Below are 23,751 nucleotides of genomic sequence, written 5' to 3'. Positions count from 1 at the left end.
TGTGACCTACGCCGTAAGGGGCCCGTTCGAGTGCTCGACCGCCCCCCACACGATCTAGGGTTTTGGCATGGCACGACCACGGCGCATCGTCCTTGTCCGGCACGGCGAGTCAACGGGCAATGTTGATGACTCCGTGTACGAGCGGGAGCCCGACCACGCGCTCGCACTGACCGAACGCGGCCGGCAGCAGGCCGAGGAGACCGGCAAGAGGATCCGGGAGGTCTTCGGCCGGGAGCGCGTGAGCGTGTACGTCTCCCCGTACCGCCGTACGCTCGAGACCCTGCGCGCCTTCCACCTCGACCCGGACCACATACGGGTGCGGGAGGAACCCAGGCTGCGCGAGCAGGACTGGGGCAACTGGCAGGACCGCGACGACGTGCGCCTGCAGAAGGCGTACCGGGACGCGTACGGCCACTTCTTCTTCCGTTTCCCGCAGGGGGAGTCCGGCGCCGACGTGTACGACCGGGTCGGCGGCTTCCTGGAGAGCCTGTTTCGCAGCTTCGAGGCCCCTGATCATCCGCCGAACGTGCTCCTGGTGACCCATGGACTCGCGATGCGGCTGTTCTGCATGCGCTGGTTCCACTGGACGGTCGCGGAATTCGAGTCGCTGTCGAACCCCGGGAACGCCGAGATGCGGATGCTCGTTCTCGGGGACGATGACAAGTACACCCTCGACCGGCCCTTCGAGCGCTGGCGGGACCCAGTGCCGTACTGGGTCACCGGATAGAGTGGCAGAGCGATGACCGCTGACTCCTCTTCCCTCCGGCGCCTGGAGCGCGCCCTGGCCAGCCTGCGCGGACTGGCGGTGGGAGACGCGCTGGGCTCGCAGTTCTTCGTCCCGGTGAACTACCCCCTGCTCAAGAGCCGCGAGACGCCCGTGGGCCTTTGGCAGTGGACCGACGACACGGAGATGGCCTGCTCCGTGGTGGCTGTCCTGGCCGCCCACCAGCGCCTGGACCAGGACGCACTGGCCCGCTCCTTCGCCGAGCACCACGACTTCGACCGCGGCTACGGCCCCGCCGTCAACCGGCTGCTCCGCCTCGTCCGGGAGGGCCAGGACTGGCGTGAGCTGGCCGCGGGCCTCTTCGGTGGACAGGGCTCCTGGGGCAACGGCGCCGCGATGCGCATCGCGCCCCTGGGCGCCTGGTACGCGGACGATCCGGAGCAGGCGACCCACCAGGCGGAGATCTCGGCCTATCCCACGCATCAGCACCGTGAGGCCGTGGTCGGAGCGATGGCCGTCGCGGCGGCCGCCTCGCTGGCGGCCTCGCCCGACGGCCCGCCCAGCCCCGAGGCGCTCCTCGACGGCGTGATCGCCCTGGTGCCGAAGAGCGCCGTCGGCGCCGGGCTGCGCCGTGCCCGGGACATGCTCGACTACGGCGACGCGGGCACGGTCGCCGCCGTTCTGGGGTGCGGACGCCGTACGAGTGCCCATGACACCGTCCCCTTCGCGCTCTGGTCCGCGGCGCGGTCCCTCGCCGACTTCGAGACGGCGTTCTGGACGACCGCCCAGGTGGGCGGGGACGTGGACACCACCTGCGCGATCGTGGGTGGTGTGCTCGCGTCCGGCAAGGCGGGGGCGCCGCCCGCGCAGTGGGCGGAGCGGACCGAGGCGCTGCCGGACTGGGTGCCCGCAGGTCTCTGAGGGGCGCACCGGCCCCTGCAACTCTCCGTGCCTTGTGGGAACTCTGCGTGACTGTGGCCCGTTGTCCCGGTATCCGCCGCCCGAGCCGGACCGAACGAGGGGCTCGGCTCGGGCAGGCGGCGGACCAGGAGGCAGGAGGGTGAGGGTGGTGTCGGTCGTTGCTGTGCCGGGCTCAGCCCATTCCCGGGCCCGCCGTCCCGGCGAGGGCTTCGAGGTCGCTCTTGCGGACCTTGATCGCCGTCCAGGCGGTGAGGAACGCGAGTCCGGCCATCGCCACGGCCGGGATGAAGGCGATCGAGATGCCGTGGGCGAGCACCTCGCTTCCCCAGGGTGCGGGCAGCTGATGCGTCTTGGCGAACTGCGCCTTCTGCTCCGGCGTGCCCTGCGCGAGGAACTTCGGCAGCTGCTTCTTCGCCTCGTCCGTGCTCGCCGAGCCGAAGACGGTGGTCAGGATGGACAGGCCCAGCGAGCCGCCGACCTGCTGCGTGGCGTTGAGCAACCCGGAGGCCGCGCCCGCCTCGTGCGGGGCGACACCGGAGACCGCCGTGACGGTGACCGTCACGAAGTTCAGGCCCATGCCGAAACCGAAGACCAGCATCGGGCCCAGGATCCCGCCGGCGTAGGAGCTGTCAGGGGTGATGAAGGTCTGCCAGAACAGCCCGATCGCCACGAGCGCCGAGCCGGTCACCATGAACGGCTTGGGGCCGAGCGTGGGCAGGAACCGCTGCGACAGGCCCGCGCCGACCGCGATGGCGACCGTCACGGGGAGGAAGGCCAGGCCGGCCTTGATGGGGCTGTAGCCGAGCACGTTCTGAACGAACAGCACGATGTAGAAGAACATGCCGAACATCGCGGCCGCCAGGCTCAGCATGACCACGTAGGTGCCCGAGCGGTTGCGGTCGCGGAACATCTTGAGCGGGGTGATCGGTTCCTTCGCCCGCAGCTCGGTGAAGACGAAGGCCACCAGAAGGACCACCGCCGCGCCGAACGAGCCGAGGGTGAGCCCGTCCCGCCAGCCGTCCTCCGCGGCACGGATGAACCCGTACACCAGCGAGGCCATGCCCGCCGTCGACGTCAGCGCACCCGCGATGTCGAACCGCCCCGGGTGGCGCTGGGACTCGCTGATGTACAGCGGCGTGAGTGCGGCGATCAACACGCCGATGGGCACGTTGACGAAGAGCACCCACCGCCAGTCGAGCCAGTCGGTCAGCATGCCGCCCGCGAGCAGACCGATGGCGCCGCCGCCCGCCGACACCGCGGCGAACACCCCGAACGCCCGGTTGCGCTCGGGGCCTTCGGGGAAAGTGGTGGTGATCAACGCGAGCGACGTGGGCGATGCGATCGCGCCTCCCACGCCCTGCAGGGCGCGTGCGGCCAGCAGCTGCCAGGGTTCCTGGGCCAGGCCGCCCAGCAGCGAGGCGAAGGTGAACAGCAGGATTCCGGTCATGAAGACCCGGCGCCGGCCGAGGATGTCACCGGCCCGTGCGCCGAGGAGCAGCAGACCGCCGAAGGTGAGCGTGTAGGCGCTGACCACCCAAGTGAGGTCGGTGGTGCTGAACTTGAGTGCGTCTTGAATGTGTGGGAGCGCGATGTTCACAATCGTCGCGTCGAGCACCACCATGAGTTGGCAGGCCGCGATGACGGTGAGCGCTATGCCGGGATGCCCCTCCCGGCGGGCCGCTCCTGGTTTCTGTTCCTGGATGAGCTGAGAGGTTGTCACTATGGGTCCCCCACAAAGGCGTTAGTGAACGCTCGCGTTCACTGTCGCGTCAACGGTAATGAGTCCCCAACAGTGAACGCAAGCGTTCACTTAATCCTGTGTCGCGTGCCGCGTCCCCCCTTGCTGCGGCGCGACGCAGCCCCGCCCCGGAACACCCGCTTCCCCTTGTCTGCTGGAGAAACTCGGATGGTTACCTCGCGCTGGACGGCCGCCCCTGCTCAGGCGGCTTCCCCTCGTCGGCGCGGTGCGGTGCTCGAGCGCGCAATTCTGGACGCCGCTCTGGAGCAGCTCAGTACGGTCGGCTGGAACGGCCTGACGATGGAGGGCGTCGCCGCAGGCGCCCAGACCGGCAAGGCCGCGGTCTACCGTCGCTGGCCCTCCAAGGAGGACCTGGTCGCCGACGCGCTCGAGGCCGGACTGCCCCGCTTCGAGGAGGTGCCCGACCTCGGCAGTGTGCGCGAGGACCTGCTGGCCTTGTGCCGGCGAGCGCGGGACGCCATGTTCTCGCGCCCCGGTTTCGCGCTGCGTGCAGTGATTCACGAATGCGATCCAGCGCAGGTCGAGCGCTTCCATGGTGTGATCTTCGAAGGAGTGGTCGAGCCGACCATCAAGCTGCTGCGTGAGGTCATCACCCGGGGTATAGGGCGAGGAGAGGTACGGTCCGACGCGGCCAACGGCTACGTGTTCGACGCCATCCCCGCGATGATGATGTACCGCTCGAAAATGTGCGGCAGCGAATGGAGTGAGCAGGATCTGGAAGAGATGATCGACCGGCTGATGCTTCCGCTGCTGCGGCCGCACGGCGCCTGATCCCGGCCGCCGGCGACCTTCGCGCCGACCGGGGGACCTGGGGTGTCGCGCGACGATCTCGGCGGCGTACGCTAAGGACGCCATGCCGTACGAACCACCCACTCATACCGTCGAGCGCTCCCTGCGCGCCACGACCGGAGCGAAGGTCATTGCCGGTGTCGACGAGGTGGGGCGGGGAGCCTGGGCAGGGCCCGTCACCGTCTGCGCGGCGATCACCGGACTCCGCCGGCCGCCCGAGGGCCTGACCGATTCCAAGCTGCTGACCGTAAAACGGCGCACGGAACTGGCCGAGATACTGCAGTCGTGGGTGACGGCCTATGCCCTGGGGCATGCTTCCCCCGAGGAGATCGACGAACGGGGGATGACCGCCGCACTGCGGCTCGCCGCCGTCCGTGCCCTGGACGCTCTGCCGGTCCGTCCTGAAGCCGTGATCCTCGACGGGAAGCACGACTACCTCGGTGCCCCGTGGAAGGTGCGCACGGTGATCAAGGGTGACCGGTCGTGCGTGGCTGTTGCGGCGGCGTCGGTGATCGCCAAGGTTCAGCGCGACAAAATGATGGCCGAACTGGGCATCGACCATGCAGACTTCGGATTTGCGGACAACGCCGGGTATCCGTCGCCCGTGCACAAGGCCGCACTGGAGGTACGGGGACCCACCCCGTACCACCGCTTGTCGTGGGCGTATCTTGATTCGCTGCCCCAGTGGCGGCACCTCAAGAAGGTCCGCAGCTGGGCGGACGGAAGCGCTCCGGAAATCGAGGGTCAGCTCGGCTTCGATTTCTGACGGTTCCGATCGCACTGATGTGCCACCCGGTCACCCGCGCCGCACCAATGTTTGATAAATATCAGCTCATGCCTCTCATTCCCGAGGAGCCTCAGATTCACGAGAGTGCCCAGGGTCCCCGCGCCACGCCCGCCAGCGGCCGTACCGCGCCGACCCCCCGCCCCGTACCCGGCCCCCGCCCCGCGGCTCCGTCGCGCCCCGGTCGTCCCGGCCCTCCGCGGCCCACGCCGCCGGTGCAGCGGACACAGCGTGACGTGGCTCCGTCCAAGCCAGGCCCGTCGGGTCCGGCCGCTCCCGCCGCCCCGGCGGCCACCCCGCAGATCCAGCTGATCCCGGCCTCGCCAGAGGGTGCGCTCGACGCAGCCGACGAGGCGGTGGACCTGCTCCTGGACTCGGGCCGTGCCCCCGCGGACGTGCTGGTGATCACCACCGGTTCCCAGCACCCGTGGGCCGAGCACGAACTGTCCTTCGGCGAAGCCTCCTACTGGGCGCAGCATGACGCCGGTGACGACGTGTTCTACACGGACGCCGCCATCGCCTCCCGTGCCGCGTCCCGCCCCGTGGTCGTCGTGGCCGTCAACGGCGATTCCGCCGCCGCTGCCGCCACCGCCCTTCCGCTGGCCCACTCCCGGGCCGGTGCGCTGCTGATCGTCTGCGGTGACCCGCAGCAGATCAATTCGGTGCTGGGCGCGGCTGTCTGAGTCCCGCCCGGCACCTCGGGGTGCCGGGGCGACGAAGACGGCTCCGAGGGCAGCCGCACGGTGCTGCATTCGGCATGCCCGGATGACTGGCGGTGGCCGTTCCTCCTCCGGGGACGGCCGCCCGTCGGACCGTCCGGGCGGCAGTGCGAAGGCTGTGCGTCCGCGCACCGGGCGGACCGCGCGGGTCTCGCGCAGGCCGTGCCGCCCCGCGTACGAGCCTCGGTGTCGCGTGACTCGTACGCGGCCGAACCCGGGTCGGCCCTTCAGCGAGCGGCCGCGCGGCGCAGCACCTCGGAGACCGGGCCGCCGGTACGTGGTGCCAGGGCCGGGACTTCCGACATGGCGAAGGGCTCCGGCTGCGAGTGGATGCTGGGCCGGCGTCCGCCGCGCCCCTCGCCGAGCACCTGCCAGCCGTCACCGGTCAGCGTGATGTACGCCCCGCAGCGCAGCCCGTGCAGTGTGCAGGCGTCGCGCAGCCCCCACATCCAGGCGCCGTCCTCCTCGGTCCAACGCGCATCGCCCTCGCGGCAGTAGAGCAGCACGGCGGTGCGCACCGGGGTGCGTCGGCGCAGGTCGTGCGGAATGACCCGGCGCAGCTGGGCGAGCAGCGCGTTGCGGAACATCCAGCCGTCGGCCGGCGCCGGACGGCGCACGAACGAGGCGCTGGCGCAGAGCCGTTCCTCGGGATCCAGCACGGCCACGATCGCCATGGACGGCTTGGGACGATGGCGGGCGTGCAGCCCGCTGACGACCTCACGGGGATTGCGCAGCAGGGGGATTCCGGCGGCTGCCCACTCCGCGGGCTCGAGCAGACGGCTGGCGGAAGCGGCGGACGCGGACGTCGACAACGAGGCCGCCGAGGACGAGGCGAATCCGAAGGTCACGTTCCTCCCTTCGGCTACGCGCCCACACTGCGGGCGAGGTCGGATTTCGGGGGACCGCGCACCGCAGCAAAGCCCAGCCGGATCACGGACGAGCCGTGCGGGGAGCGGACTTCAATTCTTCCTGTCGAACTGGGATGCGGCAACGAGCAATTGGGGCCACCGACTGTTATCTGGTGGAGCGTGGCTTATATCCCTACCCACAAGTGCCGCTGACGACCCCTGCGGTGTTCGATCACGGCACATACGTGCGCCGGTCCGGGCGCCGACGCACCCCACGCGCCACGGCTGGTCAGCCCTGGACGGCCAGCACCAGGGGCAACACCCCGGCGGCGCCGGCCCTTCTCAGTAGACGTGCCCCGACCGCGAGGGTCCAACCCGTCTCCGTGAAGTCGTCCACCAGCAGGACCGGACCACTGGCCTCGGCGAGCGCGTCGGCGAGGGCTGGCGGCACGGTCAGCGATCCGTCGAGGGCCTTCAGACGCTGGGCACTGTTGCTGCGTGACACCCGTGACGCGTCACCGGCGTACTCCACGGAGCCCAGCAGGGGCAGCCGGCCGATCTCGGCGATACGGGCGCCCAGGGAGTGGATCAGCGTCGGCCGGGTGCGGGAGGCGACGGTGACCACACCCACGGGCCGGGACTGCGCGCCGGCCGCCCCGGAGGCCCAGCCGCCGGGGCCCTTCGCCCAGTCAGCCAGCACCTCCACCACGGCTCGCGCCACGTCGTCCGGCACGGGCGCGTCCGGGGCCTGGGGTGCCAGCAGGGGCCGCAGCCGGTTGCCCCAGCCGATGTCCGACAACCGACCCAGCGCCCGCCCGGACGAGGCCTGTTCACCGACCGGGATACGCCCCTTGAGGTCGATGCCGATCGCCGGGAGGCCGGTCGGCCACATACGGCGGGGCTCCACCTCGACCCCGGCACGATCCAGGTCGACACGTGCGGCGTCCAGGGCCGACGTGGACATGTCGGCGGTGAAGCGTGGCCCCGCGCAGTTGTCGCACCGGCCGCAGGGCTTGGCGCCCTCGTCGTCGAGCTGGCGCTGGAGGTACTCCATCCGGCAGTCCGTGGTGGCGGCGTATTCGCGCATCGCCTGCTGCTCCGCCTTGCGCTGCCGTGCCACCCAGTCGTATCGCTCGGCGTCGTACGACCATGGCTGCCCGGTCGCGGTCCAGCCGCCCTTGACGCGGTTCACCGCTCCGTCCACGTCGAGGACCTTCAGCATCGTCTCCAGCCGGGAACGACGCAGTTCCACCAGGGGTTCGAGCGCCGGGAGCGACAGGGGTCCCGCCGCCCGGGCGAGAACGTCCAGAGTGCGGCGCACCAGATCCTCGGAGGGGAAGGCGAGCGACGCGAAGTACTCCCAGATCGCCTCGTCCTCCCTGCCCGGCAGCAGCAGTACCTCGGCGTGCTCGACACCACGGCCCGCGCGGCCGACCTGCTGGTAGTAGGCGATGGGGGACGAGGGCGACCCCAGGTGCACGACGAATCCGAGGTCCGGCTTGTCGAAGCCCATGCCGAGCGCGGAGGTGGCGACCAGTGCCTTGACCCGGTTGGCGAGCAGATCGTCCTCGGCCTGCTGCCGGTCGGCGTTCTCCGTCCGGCCCGTGTACGAGGCGACGGCGTGCCCGCGCTGCCGCAGGAAGGCGGTGACCTCCTCGGCGGCGGCCACGGTGAGGGTGTAGATGATGCCGGAGCCCGGCAGGTCGTCGAGATGGTCGGCTAGCCAGGCCATCCGGTGCGCTGCGTCGGGCAGCCGCAGTACACCGAGGCTCAGGCTCTCCCGGTCCAGCGGTCCGCGCAGCACCAGGGCGTCCGAGGAGCCACCCGTGCCGAGCTGCTCGGCGACGTCGGCGGTCACGCGCGCGTTGGCCGTGGCGGTGGTGGCCAGCACCGGGACACCTGGCGGAAGTTCACCGAGCATGGTGCGCAGCCGGCGGTAGTCCGGTCGGAAGTCGTGGCCCCAGTCGGAGATGCAGTGGGCCTCGTCCACCACGAGCAGTCCGGTCGCCGCGGAGAGCTTGGGCAGGACCTGGTCGCGGAAGTCGGGGTTGTTCAGCCGCTCCGGGCTGACGAGCAGCACGTCGACCTCGCCGGCCTCGATCTCGGTCTGGACGGCTTCCCACTCCTCCGTGTTGGAGGAGTTGATGGTCCGGGCGTGGATTCCGGCCCGGGCCGCGGCCTCCACCTGGTTGCGCATGAGCGCGAGCAGCGGGGAGACGATCACCGTGGGTCCGCCGCCTCTGGCCCGCAGCAGCGAGGTCGCCACGAAGTACACCGCGGACTTGCCCCATCCCGTGCGCTGCACGACCAGGGCCCGGCGCCGGTCGGCGACCAGTGCCTCGATCGCCCGCCACTGATCCTCGCGCAGCCGGGCCGTGCCCGTGGCGTCCCCGACGAGCCGGGCGAGGACGGTGTCGGCCTGTGCCCGGAGGTCCGCGTTGCTCGTGTGCTCCATGCGTCCCATACAACAGGACGCGACTGACAACCGGGCGGGCGCCGGCCGCGAGCGGACGACCGCGACGGCCCGGCCGTGGGCGAAGCGCCCACGGCCGGACGGACTTGTCGTGTCCCTGATTCGAGTTATCCACAGGCCCAACCGGAATCTCGTGATCCGCGAGATCGTCTGCGCATGACGAATCACAGCGAAACGGCCGGACCCTTCGAGAACGGCGACATCACGGGACGAGAGCCGCTGAACGAGCAGTCCGCGCACGACACACAGGTCACTCTGCGCTCGCCGGCCGAGCTGGCCGACGCCCTGCCCTACCTGCTCGGCTATCGCCCCGAGGACAGCATCGTGCTGGTCGCCCTGCACGACCGGGAAGGCCGCGGCAGGTTCGGCGGCCGGGCCAGGCTGGGCATCCCCGCACACACCGAGGACTGGGAGGAGGCCGTGCAGCAGCTGGTCAGGGGGCTGGTGACCAGCAGCGAGCGGCGCGGCAGGCGGCCCGAGCAGATGGTCGCCTACGTGTGCCAGGAACCGGGCCGGGGCGAGACCGGCCGGGACGTGATGCTCCGCCTCGAGCCGCTGATCGCCCAGCTGCGCACCGAATGCGGCGACCTCGACGCACCCGTGGTCGAGGCCCTGTGCATCTCGGACGGCCGTTTCTGGTCCTACAGCTGCGCGGTCGCGGGATGCTGCCCTGCCGACGGAACGCCGATGGGCCTGCCCGGCACCTCGGTGCTGGCCGCCGCGGCCACCTACGCGGGGATCCAGGTGCGTGGGACGCTCCGTGAACTGCGGGCCAGGCTGCTGCCCTGGGAGACCAGCGCCGCCCTGGCACAGGAGGTAGCCCTGGATGCGGCCGGGATGTCCCTGGTGCCCCGCATCCTGGACGACACGGCCCGGCAGAGCGTGGCGGACGAAACCCTCGATCTGGCCGAGCGGATCATTCGCAGGTTCGCCGCGGCGGCGCCGGTGTCCGGCACGCACCCGGCCGACCTCCGCGACGACGCACTGCTCACCCACGACGAGGGGGCGACGCTGATCCTCGGACTCCAGGACCGCACGACCCGCGACCGGGCGGCCGCATGGATGGAGGGCGACGAGGCCGGTCCGGCTCTGCGGCTCTGGCGCGCACTCGCCCGCCGCTGCGTCGGGCCGTACGGCGAGCACGCCGCCGCCCCGCTCACCCTGGCGGGCTGGGTGGCCTGGTCCACGGGCGACGAGCTGGAGGCCCGGGAAGCCCTCGCGATGGCGCTGGGCGCGGACCCCGACTACCTCTTCGCCCGCCTCCTCCATCAGGCCTGCAACGAAGGGCTCGACCCCGAGTCGGTCCGCCGCTGCCTGCGTGCGGAACGCGCGGGGCGTGCCGGCACCGACACCCTGGAGCAGGCGGACGCGGCGGCGGAAGCGACCCCCGGCGCGCTTTCGGAAACAGCCGTCGCAGGCCCCGGAGCAGCCGCCCGGACGGACGGGCGCCACGGTGAGCCCGCCTCGCGGACCGGCGGTTCTCGGCGCCGCCGGCGACCGCGGGCCGCGGAGGGCGGCGACCGTGGCCCTCGTCCGCCGCGAGGGGAGGACACACGGCGGCGCTCGACCGGCTCCCACCCCGGATCAACGGCCGGCGGACCCTCGCGTCCGGGCGGCACGAAGCCGGACGGCAAGCGCGCGCGTACCGGTGGGAGCCCGAGCCGCGGCACCGCGGCGGCGGGCGGCCGACGCGAGACCGAGGGGGACGGGTGAGCGCAGAGAAACTGCGGCGGGGGTCGAGGCCCTTCCTCCGCACAGAAGCCGTGCCGGGCTTGCGCCCGACACGCCGCCCTTCGGTCGGCTCGCCCGATGCGAGGCGTGACCAGGAGGAGCTTCTCTCCGTTCACCTGAGTGGCGGAACGCCTGGACCGGTCGTGCCGCCCTACGACCCTTGTCCCTCCGGGCGCTCCACCCCGCGCGCAGCAGGCCCGAGGCGCACCGAGTGCAGAAGAAGCCATCGCATGCATCAGCAGCCGACTCGGCTCTCAGTCATCGACGAGAGCCACCTGCCAGAGGTCGGGCACACGCCCTTCCCGCAGCCCGGTGCCGGGATCACTGCACCGGAAATCATCGGTGCGCCCAGGCCACCGTCGCCTCCGGGCGCGTCCTCCGTCCCCCCGGCAGTCGATGGCCGGCCCCGCGGCTCGGCCCAGCCCAGGAGCCGGCCGGGCCGCCCCGCCACCGCACCGGCTCCCGGCGCTTCCCCGCGCATGCCGTACCCGACGCCCCGGCCGGCTCCCGACCTGCCGCCCACGCACACCGCCCTGATCTGCGTCGCCCTGCCGGGCCTCGCCATCTCCGGCGACCAGGGACAGCTGGCCGGACGGGGACTGGAGGGGTTCTACCGGGGCGGCCGGCGCCTGCTCTCGCGGTGTCAGGTCCGGATCGCCGGGCGGGAACCGCTCGCGGTGCAGGCCGGGATGACCGGGGCGGACCGGGCCCGCTTCGTCGGGACGCTGCGTGTCTCCCCGGGGGCGGGTCCGGATCCCGACGTCGTCGTCGAGCGGATCCGCAGCGCCGACGGAACCGAGCGCATCACACTTCGGAACGCCTCCCCACGCTCCCTCCGCCTCCCGTTCGAGGTCGCCCTCGGCTCGGACCTGGCGGACCTCGGCGCCATCGCCTGCGGCAGAACAGGCCCCGAACTCCCGGCCAGCGTCCATGACTCGGGCCTGCGCTGGTCCTCGGCCGGTGGCGGCGCCAGTGTCACCGCCGACCCCGCGCCCGCCGACGCACTGGCTTCCGCCGGACTGCTGCGCTGGGAGCTGGAACTGCCTTCGGGCGGAACGGCGAGCGTGGAACTACGAGTACGCCCGGACGGTGCTGGACCGCTGCGCGCGGTGGGCCAGGCCGCGACGAGCCCCTTCGCGTCCGCCCGGGCGGCAGGCGACGACCCGCGAGTGGCAGCCCTTCTCCGGGCCGCCGTCGACGACCTCCAGGCCCTGCTGCTGCGCGACCCCGCGCACCCGGCGGACTTCTATCTCGCGGCGGGCGCGCCCTGGCGCTGCGGCATGGCCCCGGCGGAGGCGCTCGCCGCGGCCCGGATGGCGCTGCCCCTCGGCGCCAGGCTCGCCGCGGGCACGCTGCGCACCCTCGCCCGTACCCAGCTTCAGGGCCGGGGCCCACAGGCCGGCCTGATCCCCGGTCCGCGACGCGACGCCGGGGCCCTCCTCCCGCCGGCGTGCACAGGCACCGAGGCCACGCTTCTCTTCCCCGTCCTGCTCGCCGAGGCCCGCCGCTGGGGGCTCCCCGAGCAGGAGACACAGGAGCTGCTGCCTGCCGCCGAGCGCTGTCTGACCTGGTTGCGGACCACCGTCGGTGACGGCGCCTACCTGCGCGACCCCCAGCCGGGAGGCCCGGTCCGCTGCGAGACGCAGGCGCACGCCCACCGTGCCGCCGTCCTCGGCGCCGATCTTCTCGATGCGTACGGCAGGCCGGGGGGCTCGGAGTCGAGACAGTGGGCCCAGGCTCTCCGCAACGCGTTCCGCACGGACTTCTGGGTGGAGGACCGCAGCGGCGGACGCCCGGCCGCGGCCCTGGCGCCGGACGGCCGCCCCGTTCCGCACCTCGGCTCCGCCGCCGTGCACCTTCTCGACACCGGTCTGCTCGGCGCCGGCAGGCTCGCCCCCGGTCTGCTCGACAACGTGCAGACCGAACAGCTCGCCCGGCTGCTCGGCGGCCCCGCGATGGACGCGGGCTGGGGACTGCGAGGTCTCGGGACCAAGGAGGCCGGACACAATCCGTTCGGCCACCGCACCGGCGCCGTGCGGGTCCACGAGACCGCGCTCGCCGTCGCCGGACTGGCCGCCGGCGGCTACGAGAAGGAGGCGGGCAGCCTGCTGACGGGGCTGCTGGAGGCAGCGGAGCACTTCGGCCACCGGCTACCGGAGATGTTCGCGGGGGAGCAGCGCTCCGCCGGGAGCGCTCCTCTCCCGCACCCGGCGGCCTGCCGCCCGGCGGCCACCGCCGCTGCCTCCGCGGTCCGGGTCCTCACCGCGCTCGCGGGCATCCGGCCCGACGCTCCCGCCCGCACCGTCACCCTGCGCCCGGTGCAGAGCGCTCCCGTCGGCGAGATCGGTCTGACGGGGCTGCGCGTCGCGGGTGCTCCCTTCGCCGTGCGAGTCAGCCGACTGGGACTCGCCATGGTCGAGGAGGCGGCGGACGGTCTGCAATTGGGACTGTGACCTCGTACGACGCGACCGGCACGACGAACGGGAGCTCACCCCGCGCCTCATACCGGAACGAAGCGGACCGCGCCCGTGCGGCAGACGAAGGGAGTGTTTATCGTCAGGCAGACGACTATGATCGCCGCATGCCCTACGACCCGTCAGCCTTTCCGCCCTTCGCCGTCACCGTGGACCTGGTCGTGCTGACCGTGCGCCGCCATGCCCTGTGCGCGTTGGCGGTACGCAGGGGCGAGCCGCCGTTCCAGGGGCGCTGGGCACTGCCCGGCGGATTCGTACGGGCCGACGAGGACCTGTCCCAAGCAGCAGCGCGTGAGCTGGTCGAGGAGACCGGGCTGCGTGCCCACGACCCCTCGGCTCCGGCCCAGGACAACGGCGCTCACCTGGAACAGCTCGCCACCTACGGCGACCCGAAGCGGGACCCCCGGATGCGGGTCGTCAGTGTGGCGCACCTCGCCCTCGCCCCGGACCTGCCCGCACCGCGGGCCGGCGGCGACGCGAGCAACGCGCGCTGGGCGCCGGTCGAGGAGCTGCTCCAGCAGGGCGGGTACGGTCGCGACGGTGAGCCGGTGGCACCGCTCGCCTTCGACCACGCCCAGATCCTCGCCGACGGTGTCGAGCGGGCCCGTTCCAAGATCGAGTACTCGTCCCTGGCCACCGCGTTCTGCCCGCCCGAGTTCACCGTCGGCGAGCTGCGCCGGGTCTACGAGGCGGTGTGGGGAGTGGCCCTCGACCCGCGCAACTTCCACCGCAAGGTCACCGGAACGCCGGGCTTCCTGGTTCCGACGGGCGGTACGACCACCCGCCAGGGCGGCCGGCCGGCCCAGCTCTTCCGGGCCGGCGGCGCCACCCTGCTCAACCCTCCGATGCTCCGTCCCGAGGTCTGATCCATCGAACGGCGGACAAAAGTCCCCTCCGACTTGCGCGCCACCGAAGAACAGATCAGGTGATACCGGAAAAACCGGACACCCCGCGCTATCTTGCTGCAGGTGATCCAGGCTTTCGGACTGACCAGCACCCCCCGCAAGGGTCACCCGCCTGCCGTCGACGACGTCTCCTTCGAGGCGCCCGCCGGCCGTGTCACCGTGCTCCTCGGCGCGGAGGGCGCGGGCAAGACGACCGCGCTCAGGCTGATGCTCGAACTCCAACAGGGCCGCGGCATCACCTACTTCAAGGGCCGGCCCCTGCATCAGATCGCCCATCCGGCACGGGAGGTCGGCGTACTCCTCGGCGACGTACCCGGCCATCCGGCTCGCTCCGTGCGCGGGCATCTGCGCATGCTGTGCGCGGCGGCGGGAGTTCCCGCCCGGCGTGCCGACGAGGTCCTCGAGGTCGTGGGCCTCGTCAGCCTTCGTGAGGAACGCCTCGGCACCCTGTCGCGGGGCATGGACCGCAGACTCGGCCTGGCCTGCGCCCTCCTGCCCGACCCGCACACGCTCGTGCTGGACGAACCCGCCGACGGCCTCTCCGCCCGCGAGGCGCGCTGGCTGCACGGCATGCTGCGCGCACACGCGGCCCAGGGCGGCACCGTGCTGTTCACGACTGCCGACTCCAAGGAGGCCGCGCGTGAGGCCGACCGGGTCGTCACCCTCGACGACGGCACGATCGTCGCCGACCTGGAGGCCAAGGAGTTCGCCCGCACCCGGCTGCGTCCGCGCGTGGCCGTCCGCAGCCCCCACGCCGCTCGCCTCGCGGCACTGCTTGCCAAGGAGGCCCGGACCGACCAGCGGTCCGTCGAGGTCGTGCGCGAGGGCGGCAACCGCCTCTCCGTGTACGGCAGTACCACCGCCGAGATCGGCGAGACCGCATTCCGGCACGGCATTCTCGTCCACCAACTCGCGGACGAGGTCGGGGACATGGGGCCAAATGCGGGAGCCGGGGGCGAGGTGCGAGCGGCCGATTTGGAGGTGGCGGCCGCCGGGCCGGAACGGGCAGAAATGGACCACTTGCCGCAGGAGCCGGAGCAAGTCGCGTCCGGCGCGTCGTCGGAGGACCGGGGCGCTCCCCCTGCGCAGGCAGTGTCCGGCCGTACGTCCGAGGATCACGAACCGGTGGCGTCCGGAATCTCCACGCCGGAGCGGGAGCCCGAGCCGGAGCAGTGCGCCGGCGACGATTGGCCTCACGAAGGCGTTCATGGCCGCGGCTCCCTGCCGAGCCGCACGAGGGTCGCCGACGACATCTCGGCCGAGGTGTCGTCGCAGGCCGACACCGTCTCCGGAACCGGCCGCACATCCCTCGGCGCTCCTCCTGGAGCCGACCGCGCGGCCCCGAGTGTGGCCTCCGCCGCCGCGGCCGGAGTGGCCGGCGGTGCCGAGGGGGCCGCTCCCGCCGGTGCGCCTGCGATCGCCGCCGACATCCGCCCCCACGCGGCCGCACGCGAGGTCGACTCCCCGGAGGCGTCCACGGAGCCGGGAGCAGAGGCCGGCACCGCGAGCACCACCGCGGTCGGCACACTGGCGGTCGGCACGACCGTCCCCGGCGCTCGGAATCCGGACGCCCGGAGACCCGGCGGCCCCCAGCCCCGGACAGGGCAGGCCGGGCGACCGGCACCCTCGCGCGCCGACGCCACCCCTGCCCCCGACGCTCTGTCCGCCCTCCCGCCCTCCATCTCCATCCGCCCCGCGCGCAGCCCGCTGCGCCCCCTGCGCTACGAACTCCGGCGCGCCACCGGAATCGGCACCGGATTCCTCACCTGCGGGGCCGTGCTGGTGGTGTCCGCGCTCACCGCCGTACTCCTGGCGAGGCTCGGCCACACCCCGCAGGCGCGGCTCTTCGCGGCGTGGCCGCGGGAGCTTCCCCTGCCGCCCACGGCGCTCGCGGCGGGGCTGCTCGGTGCGCTGGCCTTCGGAGACGAGTTCCGCCACCCCGCGCTGGCGGCGGACCGCGGGACCGTCCCCCGCCGGCTGGGGCTGCTCACCGCGAAACTCCTCGTCTCCGGAGCCACCGCCCTGACGCTGGCCATCGTCACCGTGGGCTGCGACGCCGAAGCGCTCTATCTCGTCTACGGACGGGAGCTGACGCGAGTTCCCCCGGACTGGCTCTCGCTCAGTGCGAGTTGGCTCGGGCTGGTCGTCGGCTGCGCGTGGGCCGGTGTCCTGGCGTCCGGTGTCTTCCGGTCCACGACGGCGGGCCTCGCCGCCGTTCTCGCCGTACCCGTCCTCGTCGTGCCGGCCGTGCACCAGGCGCTACAGGGGCCCGCCGTGGGGATGGCGGCCGGCCTCCCGGTGCGGATGCGGGAGGTCCTTCTGTTGCAGTGGCCCTTCGGAGGGGATCGGTATGTGCTCGCCATGGCCCGGGTCGTCGCCCAACCCGTGGGTGGTGCACTGACGTTGTCGCTGGCGGCGCTGCTGTGCGTGTATCTGGTCACGACGCTTCGCGCCAGGGTCCGATGACGACCGTCCGTACGCTTGTGGCCCTGCTGTGCGCACAACTCCCCGGAGAAAGCCCGTTTCTTTCCGATAAGGCGTCAATTGCGACGGGGTGAGCGATCACCCTTTCGTGTGCTTTTCACCAAAGACCTCAAGGGAGTTGGAGGCGACGCCGACAAAGGATGCGTGAGTACCCTTGCGCACACCATGATGACCGCCGCCCGCTCCGCAGACTCTGGTCTGACCGGCCCGGGCGATCTCGACCGCTACCCCTACGCCGAGGTCCCGGTGCCCGACCGCGTCGGAGCACCCGTCTGGGACGGAGCGGAACCCGAGCTGGGCCGCGTGGGCCGGCGTGCCGCGGGCAGCCGCGGACGCGGTCTGCACGGCCAACTCGTCCAGCAGCTGGGGCAGATGATCGTCTCCGGCGACCTGGGGGCGGACCGCCCGCTGGTGCCCGAGGAGATCGGCCAGCGCTTCGAGGTCTCCCGCACCGTCGTCCGCGAGTCCCTCCGCGTCCTGGAGGCCAAGGGCCTCGTCAGCGCCCGTCCGAACGTCGGCACGCGCGTGCGGCCCGTCAGCGACTGGAACCTCCTGGACCCGGACATCATCGAATGGCGGGCCTTCGGGCCGCAGCGCGACGACCAGCGCCGTGAGCTGAGCGAGCTGCGCTGGACGATCGAGCCGCTCGCCGCCCGCCTCGCCGCCGGGCACGGACGTGAGGAGGTGCAGCAGCGCCTGTCCGACATGGTCGAGATCATGAGCCACGCCATGGCCCAGGGGGACGCGCTGACCTTCTCGCGCGCCGACACGGAGTTCCATGCGCTGCTCATCCAGATCGCGGGCAACCGCATGCTGGAGCACCTCTCCGGGATCGTCACGGCCGCCCTCCAGGTCTCCGGTGGGCCGGTCACGGGCTGTGACCGGCCGAACGAGGCCTCCCTCGCCCTGCACGCGCGGATCGTCGACGCGCTCGGCACCGGCGACGGTACGGCGGCGGAGTCGGCCATGCGGCAGCTGCTCACCGTCCACCCCGAGGTGGAGCGCGTGGTCCCCGCCCCGCGCGAGCACTGACCCGTACCGAAGGCGATGCGGTCGCCGGTGTGCCGCGTCCTCGTGGCTCTCGTGGCGGCGCCGGGCCTGGGAACCGGCCGTCGCCGGGCCTCGCCGGATCCTCGGGGATCCGGCGAGGCCCGGCGACGCGGCGGGCCGCCCGTGCCGGCAGAGCTGTCCCGGTCGACGCAACAGCAATCTCATCTGTCCGTGCCTGACCGCTTTTGACCGCTTACGAGGTGTGACTCGGGCCACGCAGATTGGGCGTAACGCTCGCGGGAGCAGCGCGATGACCTAAGAGGTGACAGCCGCGGAGGGAATACGGACGCCATGACAGGCGCTGTGACTCTTCCCGGCCCCCGCCCGCGCCGTCGGCCCATCCCCAGGCCGGTGGTCGGCTCCTGTCCGCTGTGGACGGGGCCGGAAGCCGTTTTCCAACGTTCCGAGAGGTTGTTCGTGTCGGCCAGCACATCCCGTACGCTCCCGCCGGAGATCGCCGAGTCCGTCTCTGTCATGGCGCTCATTGAGCGGGGAAAGGCTGAGGGGCAGATCGCCGGCGACGATGTGCGTCGGGCCTTCGAAGCTGACCAGATTCCGGCCACTCAGTGGAAGAACGTACTGCGCAGCCTCAACCAGATCCTTGAGGAAGAGGGTGTGACGCTGATGGTCAGTGCCGCAGAGCCCAAGCGCACCCGAAAGAGCGTCGCAGCGAAGAGCCCGGCGAAGCGCACCGCCACCAAGACGGTCGCGGCGAAGACGGTGACCACCAGGAAGGCCACCGCCACCACGGCCGCCCCGGCCGCGCCCGCCGCCCCGGCAGCCGACGACCCCGCCGGGGAAGTCGCACCCGCCAAGAAGGCAGCAGCAGCCAAGAAGGCGACCGCCAAGAAGGCGGCCGCGAAGAAGACCGTCGCCAAGAAGACGGCCGCCAAGAAGACCACTGGCAAGTCGGACGACGTCGAGCTGACCGAGGACGAGGTCCTCGAGGAAACCAAGGTCGCCGACGAGCCCGAGGGCACCGAGAGCGCCGGCTTCGTGCTCTCCGACGAGGACGAGGACGACGCTCCCGCCCAGCAGGTCGCCGCAGCCGGTGCCACCGCCGACCCGGTCAAGGACTACCTCAAGCAGATCGGCAAGGTCCCCCTGCTCAACGCCGAGCAGGAGGTCGAGCTGGCCAAGCGCATCGAGGCGGGTCTGTTCGCCGAGGACAAGCTGGCGAACTCCGACAAGCTCGCCCCGAAGCTGAAGCGCGAGCTGGAGATCATCGCCGAGGACGGCCGCCGCGCCAAGAACCACCTCCTGGAGGCCAACCTCCGTCTGGTGGTCTCCCTGGCCAAGCGGTACACCGGCCGCGGCATGCTCTTCCTGGACCTCATCCAGGAGGGCAACCTCGGTCTGATCCGCGCGGTGGAGAAGTTCGACTACACCAAGGGTTACAAGTTCTCGACGTACGCCACCTGGTGGATCCGTCAGGCGATCACCCGGGCCATGGCCGACCAGGCCCGCACCATCCGTATCCCGGTGCACATGGTCGAGGTCATCAACAAGCTCGCGCGCGTGCAGCGCCAGATGCTCCAGGACCTGGGCCGCGAGCCCACCCCGGAGGAGCTGGCCAAGGAACTCGACATGACCCCGGAGAAGGTCATCGAGGTCCAGAAGTACGGCCGCGAGCCCATCTCGCTCCACACCCCGCTGGGTGAGGACGGCGACAGCGAGTTCGGTGACCTCATCGAGGACTCCGAGGCCGTCGTCCCCGCCGACGCCGTCAGCTTCACGCTTCTGCAGGAGCAGCTGCACTCCGTTCTGGACACCCTGTCCGAGCGCGAGGCCGGCGTCGTGTCCATGCGGTTCGGTCTCACCGACGGTCAGCCGAAGACCCTCGACGAGATCGGCAAGGTCTACGGCGTGACGCGTGAGCGCATCCGTCAGATCGAGTCCAAGACCATGTCGAAGCTGCGCCACCCGTCGCGTTCGCAGGTGCTGCGCGACTACCTCGACTAGGTCCCGGTCGTACGACGACGAAGGCCCGGCTCCCCACGAGGGGAGCCGGGCCTTCGTGCTGCGCGCAGTCGTGCGGTGACTGACTCTGGGTGTCCCAGCACCACCGCAGAGTGAGGAGCATGCATGCGCCGTTCCATTGCCCGGGCCCTGATCCGGCCCCTGGTCCTGGCGGCCACGATGACCGCCATACCCCTGATGGGCGCTGCCCCGGCGGCCGCCGACAGCGTCGTCGTAGGGGGTTTCCCGATAGAGATTTCGCAGGCCCCGTGGACCGTGGCGCTCTCCAGCCGTGACCGGTTCGGGGGTACGCGCGCGGGGCAGTTCTGCGGCGGAGTGGCGGTCTCCCGGACCACCGTGCTCACCGCGGCCCACTGCGTGGACGACGAGGTCCTGGGGACGCCTCCGAACGAGACGCACGACCTGAAGGTCATCGCGGGCCGTACGGACCTGCTGTCCGGTGAGGGCGCGGAGATCGCCGTACAGGGCATCCGGGTGAATCCGCGATACGACCCGGTCACCAACTCCGGCGACTTCGCCGTGCTCACGCTTGCCGCGCCACTGCCGCAGAGCGCGGTCGTGGCCATGGCGCAGGCGGGAGATCCGGCGTACAAGGCGCAGACGCAGGCTCTGGTCTCCGGATGGGGTGACACGACCGGCGGCGGCGCCTATGCGCATCGGCTCCACGCCGCACGCGTGCGCGTGCTGGCCGACGACCTGTGCGCTCGTGCCTACCCGGGCGGTCTGGACGGCACCTACCGGGCCGACTCCATGCTCTGTGCCGGAGAGGTCGGGGGCGGTCCGGACGCCTGTCAGGGCGACAGCGGCGGCCCTCTGGTGGCCTCAGGAAGGCTGATCGGCCTCGTGTCCTGGGGGAGCGGCTGTGGGCGCCCCGGCAGTCCCGGGGTCTACACCCGAGTGTCCGACGTCCTGCGCACGCTGAAACCGGCCCTCGCTGGTCCGCAGAGGCCCTACAAGGGCACCTGAGGGACTGCGTGCGGGCATGAGCACGGGCGGCTGCTCCTGATGGTGAGGAGCGGCCGCCCGTCTGCTGGCCTGTGCCAGGGCTGGCTCGTCGTCGTGCGAGACGTCAGCGCTCGTCCTCGGAAGCAGAGCCAGGAACGGTCGTCAGCCGCTCCGTCTCGTCCTGTATCTCAGCGGCGATCTTCTTGAGTTCCGGCTCGAACTTGCGACCGTGGTGGGCGCAGAAGAGCAGTTCTCCGCCGCTGAGCAGGACCACGCGCAGGTATGCCTGGGCGCCGCAGCGGTCGCAGCGATCGGCGGCCGTCAGCGGGCTCGCGGGGGTCAGAACAGTAGTCACGTCGCCTCTTCTCTAGCTCGACGAGCTGTCGTACCAGGGTCAACATCCAACCAGCCCGAAAACGTTCCCGCTCGTGGCTTTTCCTCGAAAAAATCTTTCCGGGGCTGCTGTCTGCTGCCGGTTGGCGGCGAATGTGCCGTAGTGCGTGTCTTATGTGCTTACGGTTTCGCGCATGTCTTGGGTTCACGTCCTCCCGGCCGGGTTGCCGGTTGTTCATGAGGACGTGCCCGGAGCCTAAATGGTTCATGCCTCCAATGGAACGTGATATGTACTTCACTCCATCGAGGGATCGAACATGCATGCGAGCCTGGACTAGGCTGACTTCCCGACGAGGGTGGCGTTACAACGGCTCTACCAGGCCTCGGTACCCTCTGAGCGGCGACCGAAGCCGCCCCCTTACCCAAAAGGGGGTCACCTGAAATTCAGCGAGGAGCGAACCGCGTGACCGCCGATACGTCCGTGCCGTCCACAGCGCTGCTGGCAGGAGCAGACCGGGACGGTTCCAACTACACCGCGCGGCACCTGCTCGTCCTCGAGGGCCTCGAGGCCGTGCGCAAGCGCCCGGGTATGTACATCGGCTCGACCGACAGCCGCGGTCTGATGCACTGCCTGTGGGAGATCATCGACAACTCCGTGGACGAGGCCCTCGGTGGCTACTGCGACCACATCGAGGTGATCCTCCACGACGACGGCTCCGTGGAGGTGCGGGACAACGGCCGCGGCATCCCCGTGGACGTGGAGCCCAAGACCGGCCTGTCCGGCGTCGAGGTCGTCATGACCAAGCTCCACGCCGGCGGCAAGTTCGGCGGCGGCTCCTACGCCGCCTCCGGCGGCCTGCACGGTGTCGGCGCCTCCGTGGTCAACGCGCTCTCCGCCCGTCTCGACGTCGAGGTGGACCGCAGTGGCCACACCCACGCAGTCAGCTTCCGGCGCGGTGTGCCGGGGGCCTTCCGGGGAGAGGGCCCGGACGCGAAGTTCGAGGCCAGGAGCGGTCTGGCCAAGGGCAAGAAGATCCCCAGGACCCGTACCGGTACGCGTGTGCGGTACTGGGCCGACCGGCAGATCTTCCTGAAGGACGCCAAGCTCTCCCTGGAGACGCTGCACCAGCGCGCCCGGCAGACCGCCTTCCTGGTACCCGGCCTCACGATCGTCGTCCGCGACGAGTTCGGCCTCGGCGAGGGCGGCAGCAAGGGCGAGGAGTCCTTCCGCTTCGACGGCGGCATCAGCGAGTTCTGTGAGTACCTGGCCAGCGACAAGCCGGTGTGCGACGTCCTCCGCTTCTCGGGGCAGGGCACGTTCAAGGAGACCGTCCCGGTCCTGGACGAACACGGCCAGATGACCCCCACCGAGGTCACGCGTGAGCTGGGCGTGGATGTCGCGTTGCGCTGGGGCACGGGCTACGACACCACCCTGAGGTCCTTCGTCAACATCATCGCCACCCCCAAGGGCGGCACCCACGTGAGCGGCTTCGAGCAGGCCATCACCCAGACGCTGAACGACGTGCTGCGCGCCAAGAAGATGCTGCGTGTGGCCGAGGACAACATCGTCAAGGACGATGCCCTCGAAGGCCTCACCGCCGTCGTCACCGTGCGGCTGGCGGAGCCGCAGTTCGAGGGACAGACCAAGGAGGTCCTCGGTACCTCGGCGGCCCGCCGCATCGTGGGCAACGTGGTCTCCAAGGAGCTGAAGGCGTTCCTGACCGCCACCAAGCGTGACGCGGCCGCCCAGGCCCGGGTCGTCCTGGAGAAGGCGGTCGCCGCCGCCCGTACGCGCGTCGCGGCCCGCCAGCACAAGGACGCCCAGCGGCGGAAGACCGCTCTGGAGTCCTCGTCCCTGCCGGCCAAGCTCGCCGACTGCCGCAGCGACGACGTCGACCGCAGCGAGCTGTTCATCGTCGAGGGCGACTCCGCGCTCGGCACGGCGAAGCTCGCCCGGAACTCCGAGTTCCAGGCGCTGCTGCCGATCCGGGGCAAGATCCTCAACGTGCAGCGGTCCTCGGTGACCGACATGCTCAAGAACGCCGAGTGCGGCGCCATCATCCAGGTCATAGGAGCCGGGTCGGGCCGTACGTTCGACATCGACGCGGCCCGCTACGGCAAGATCATCATGATGACCGACGCCGATGTGGACGGCTCCCACATCCGGTGCCTGCTGCTGACGCTGTTCCAGCGCTACATGCGGCCCATGGTCGAGGCGGGCCGGGTCTTCGCCGCGGTGCCGCCGCTGCACCGCGTCGAGCTGATCCAGCCGAAGAAGGGCCAGGACAAGTACGTCTACACGTACTCGGACCGTGAGCTGCGCGACAAGCTCATGGAGTTCCAGAGCAAGGGCATCCGGTACAAGGACTCCATCCAGCGCTACAAGGGTCTGGGCGAGATGGACGCCGACCAGCTGGCCGAGACCACCATGGACCCGCGTCACCGCACCCTGCGCCGGATCAACCTCTCCGACCTGGAGGCCGCCGAACAGGTCTTCGACCTGCTCATGGGCAACGACGTCGCGCCGCGCAAGGAGTTCATCTCCAGCTCGGCGGCGACCCTGGACCGGTCGCGGATCGACGCGTAACCGCTGAGCCGGGCTTCGGCCGACCGGTTCGCTCACCAGGAGCGGGCCGGTCGGCCGATGCGCGTGGCCGCTCCGTGCCGCGACACCTCGCGCCCGGCCGGCCGCCCCGATCTCGCGACCGGCGCCCCACCGCAGCTCTCTCCACCCGTGGGTGGAGGCCGGCCGGTCTTCGGATTCCACCCGCGATCCACCCCTGCTCCGATCTCCTGACCTGCGGATTTCCGTAACTTCGAAGGCGTCGGCAG

The 23,751-nt window shown here is 71.3% G+C and carries 17 protein-coding genes; 13 read left to right on the top strand and 4 right to left on the bottom strand.

Going from position 1 to position 23,751, the window contains the following annotated elements; genetic code table 11:
• Positions 1–67 precede the first annotated feature (67 nt).
• Both FB157_RS25430 and FB157_RS25425 read left to right on the top strand, forming a co-directional pair.
• A complete protein-coding gene (locus FB157_RS25430; RefSeq protein WP_145882959.1) occupies positions 68–727 on the top strand; it encodes a histidine phosphatase family protein in 660 nt (219 codons plus the stop codon).
• A gap of 12 nt (positions 728–739) precedes the next feature.
• The gene (locus FB157_RS25425; RefSeq protein WP_145882958.1) at positions 740–1,645 is read left to right on the top strand and encodes an ADP-ribosylglycohydrolase family protein; all 906 of its coding nucleotides are present in this window, start codon (positions 740–742) and stop codon (positions 1,643–1,645) included.
• A gap of 172 nt (positions 1,646–1,817) precedes the next feature.
• Here FB157_RS25425 and FB157_RS25420 read toward each other — a convergent pair whose 3' ends face one another.
• Positions 1,818–3,365, bottom strand: a complete 1,548-nt coding sequence (locus FB157_RS25420) for an MFS transporter (RefSeq protein WP_145882957.1) — start codon at positions 3,363–3,365, stop codon at positions 1,818–1,820.
• Between the two features lie 186 nt (positions 3,366–3,551).
• Here FB157_RS25420 and FB157_RS25415 point away from each other — a divergent pair, with 186 nt between their 5' ends.
• From FB157_RS25415 to FB157_RS25405, 3 genes are all read left to right on the top strand, one after another.
• Positions 3,552–4,175, top strand: a complete 624-nt coding sequence (locus tag FB157_RS25415) for a TetR/AcrR family transcriptional regulator (protein ID WP_145882956.1) — start codon at positions 3,552–3,554, stop codon at positions 4,173–4,175.
• A gap of 82 nt (positions 4,176–4,257) precedes the next feature.
• Complete coding sequence (locus FB157_RS25410; protein ID WP_145882955.1) at positions 4,258–4,959, top strand: ribonuclease HII; 702 nt, start codon at positions 4,258–4,260, stop codon at positions 4,957–4,959.
• Positions 4,960–5,027: 68 nt separating this feature from the next.
• Entirely contained in the window at positions 5,028–5,660 is a 633-nt protein-coding gene (locus FB157_RS25405) for a hypothetical protein (protein ID WP_145882954.1), read from the top strand.
• Positions 5,661–5,923: 263 nt separating this feature from the next.
• Here FB157_RS25405 and FB157_RS25400 read toward each other — a convergent pair whose 3' ends face one another.
• Positions 5,924–6,544 (bottom strand): hypothetical protein, encoded by a 621-nt coding sequence (locus tag FB157_RS25400; RefSeq protein ID WP_145882953.1) that lies wholly within the window; start codon positions 6,542–6,544, stop codon positions 5,924–5,926.
• Between the two features lie 289 nt (positions 6,545–6,833).
• A complete protein-coding gene (locus FB157_RS25395; RefSeq protein WP_145882952.1) occupies positions 6,834–8,999 on the bottom strand; it encodes an ATP-dependent DNA helicase RecQ in 2,166 nt (721 codons plus the stop codon).
• Between the two features lie 174 nt (positions 9,000–9,173).
• Between FB157_RS25395 and FB157_RS25390 the strand changes: the two genes are divergently transcribed.
• From FB157_RS25390 to FB157_RS25360, 7 genes are all read left to right on the top strand, one after another.
• The gene (locus tag FB157_RS25390; RefSeq protein WP_145882951.1) at positions 9,174–10,730 is read left to right on the top strand and encodes a DUF4192 domain-containing protein; all 1,557 of its coding nucleotides are present in this window, start codon (positions 9,174–9,176) and stop codon (positions 10,728–10,730) included.
• A gap of 497 nt (positions 10,731–11,227) precedes the next feature.
• Positions 11,228–13,201, top strand: coding sequence for a glycogen debranching N-terminal domain-containing protein (locus tag FB157_RS25385; RefSeq protein WP_145882950.1), 1,974 nt, complete (start codon positions 11,228–11,230; stop codon positions 13,199–13,201).
• Positions 13,202–13,329: 128 nt separating this feature from the next.
• A complete protein-coding gene (locus FB157_RS25380) occupies positions 13,330–14,088 on the top strand; it encodes an NUDIX domain-containing protein (protein WP_145882949.1) in 759 nt (252 codons plus the stop codon).
• Positions 14,089–14,181: 93 nt separating this feature from the next.
• Positions 14,182–16,593, top strand: a complete 2,412-nt coding sequence (locus FB157_RS25375) for an ATP-binding cassette domain-containing protein (RefSeq protein WP_398947230.1) — start codon at positions 14,182–14,184, stop codon at positions 16,591–16,593.
• 162 nt (positions 16,594–16,755) lie between these two features.
• On the top strand, positions 16,756–17,643 hold the full coding sequence (locus tag FB157_RS25370; protein WP_145882947.1) for a FadR/GntR family transcriptional regulator: 888 nt from the start codon (positions 16,756–16,758) through the stop codon (positions 17,641–17,643).
• 435 nt (positions 17,644–18,078) lie between these two features.
• Positions 18,079–19,623: an RNA polymerase sigma factor gene (locus FB157_RS25365; protein WP_145882946.1), complete on the top strand. Its 1,545-nt coding sequence runs from the start codon at positions 18,079–18,081 to the stop codon at positions 19,621–19,623.
• A gap of 123 nt (positions 19,624–19,746) precedes the next feature.
• A complete protein-coding gene (locus tag FB157_RS25360; RefSeq protein ID WP_145882945.1) occupies positions 19,747–20,607 on the top strand; it encodes a serine protease in 861 nt (286 codons plus the stop codon).
• Positions 20,608–20,710: 103 nt separating this feature from the next.
• On the opposite strand, the gene FB157_RS25355 is transcribed toward FB157_RS25360, so the two are convergent.
• Positions 20,711–20,941, bottom strand: a complete 231-nt coding sequence (locus tag FB157_RS25355) for a hypothetical protein (RefSeq protein ID WP_145882944.1) — start codon at positions 20,939–20,941, stop codon at positions 20,711–20,713.
• 441 nt (positions 20,942–21,382) lie between these two features.
• On the opposite strand from FB157_RS25355, the gene FB157_RS25350 reads away from it, so the two are divergent.
• Positions 21,383–23,506, top strand: a complete 2,124-nt coding sequence (locus FB157_RS25350) for a type IIA DNA topoisomerase subunit B (protein WP_145882943.1) — start codon at positions 21,383–21,385, stop codon at positions 23,504–23,506.
• The last annotated feature ends 245 nt before the right edge of the window (positions 23,507–23,751 follow it).

The sequence above is a fragment of the Streptomyces sp. BK340 genome (assembly GCF_007827595.1).
Taxonomy (GTDB): Bacteria; Actinomycetota; Actinomycetes; order Streptomycetales; family Streptomycetaceae; genus Streptomyces.
Note: the sequence above shows the minus strand (reverse complement) of the source record. Positions and strands in the feature narration are given on the sequence as shown.

Bases quoted from the DNA above. Each gene is read 5' to 3' on its own strand.
- FB157_RS25430 (WP_145882959.1), top strand. From the start codon at position 68: ATGGCACGACCACGGCGCATCGTCCTTGTCCGGCACGGCGAGTCAACG.
- FB157_RS25425 (WP_145882958.1), top strand. From the start codon at position 740: ATGACCGCTGACTCCTCTTCCCTCCGGCGCCTGGAGCGCGCCCTGGCC.
- FB157_RS25415 (WP_145882956.1), top strand. From the start codon at position 3,552: ATGGTTACCTCGCGCTGGACGGCCGCCCCTGCTCAGGCGGCTTCCCCT.
- FB157_RS25410 (WP_145882955.1), top strand. From the start codon at position 4,258: ATGCCGTACGAACCACCCACTCATACCGTCGAGCGCTCCCTGCGCGCC.
- FB157_RS25405 (WP_145882954.1), top strand. From the start codon at position 5,028: ATGCCTCTCATTCCCGAGGAGCCTCAGATTCACGAGAGTGCCCAGGGT.
- FB157_RS25395 (WP_145882952.1), bottom strand. From the start codon at position 8,999: ATGGAGCACACGAGCAACGCGGACCTCCGGGCACAGGCCGACACCGTC.
- FB157_RS25390 (WP_145882951.1), top strand. From the start codon at position 9,174: ATGACGAATCACAGCGAAACGGCCGGACCCTTCGAGAACGGCGACATC.
- FB157_RS25385 (WP_145882950.1), top strand. From the start codon at position 11,228: ATGCCGTACCCGACGCCCCGGCCGGCTCCCGACCTGCCGCCCACGCAC.
- FB157_RS25380 (WP_145882949.1), top strand. From the start codon at position 13,330: ATGCCCTACGACCCGTCAGCCTTTCCGCCCTTCGCCGTCACCGTGGAC.
- FB157_RS25360 (WP_145882945.1), top strand. From the start codon at position 19,747: ATGCGCCGTTCCATTGCCCGGGCCCTGATCCGGCCCCTGGTCCTGGCG.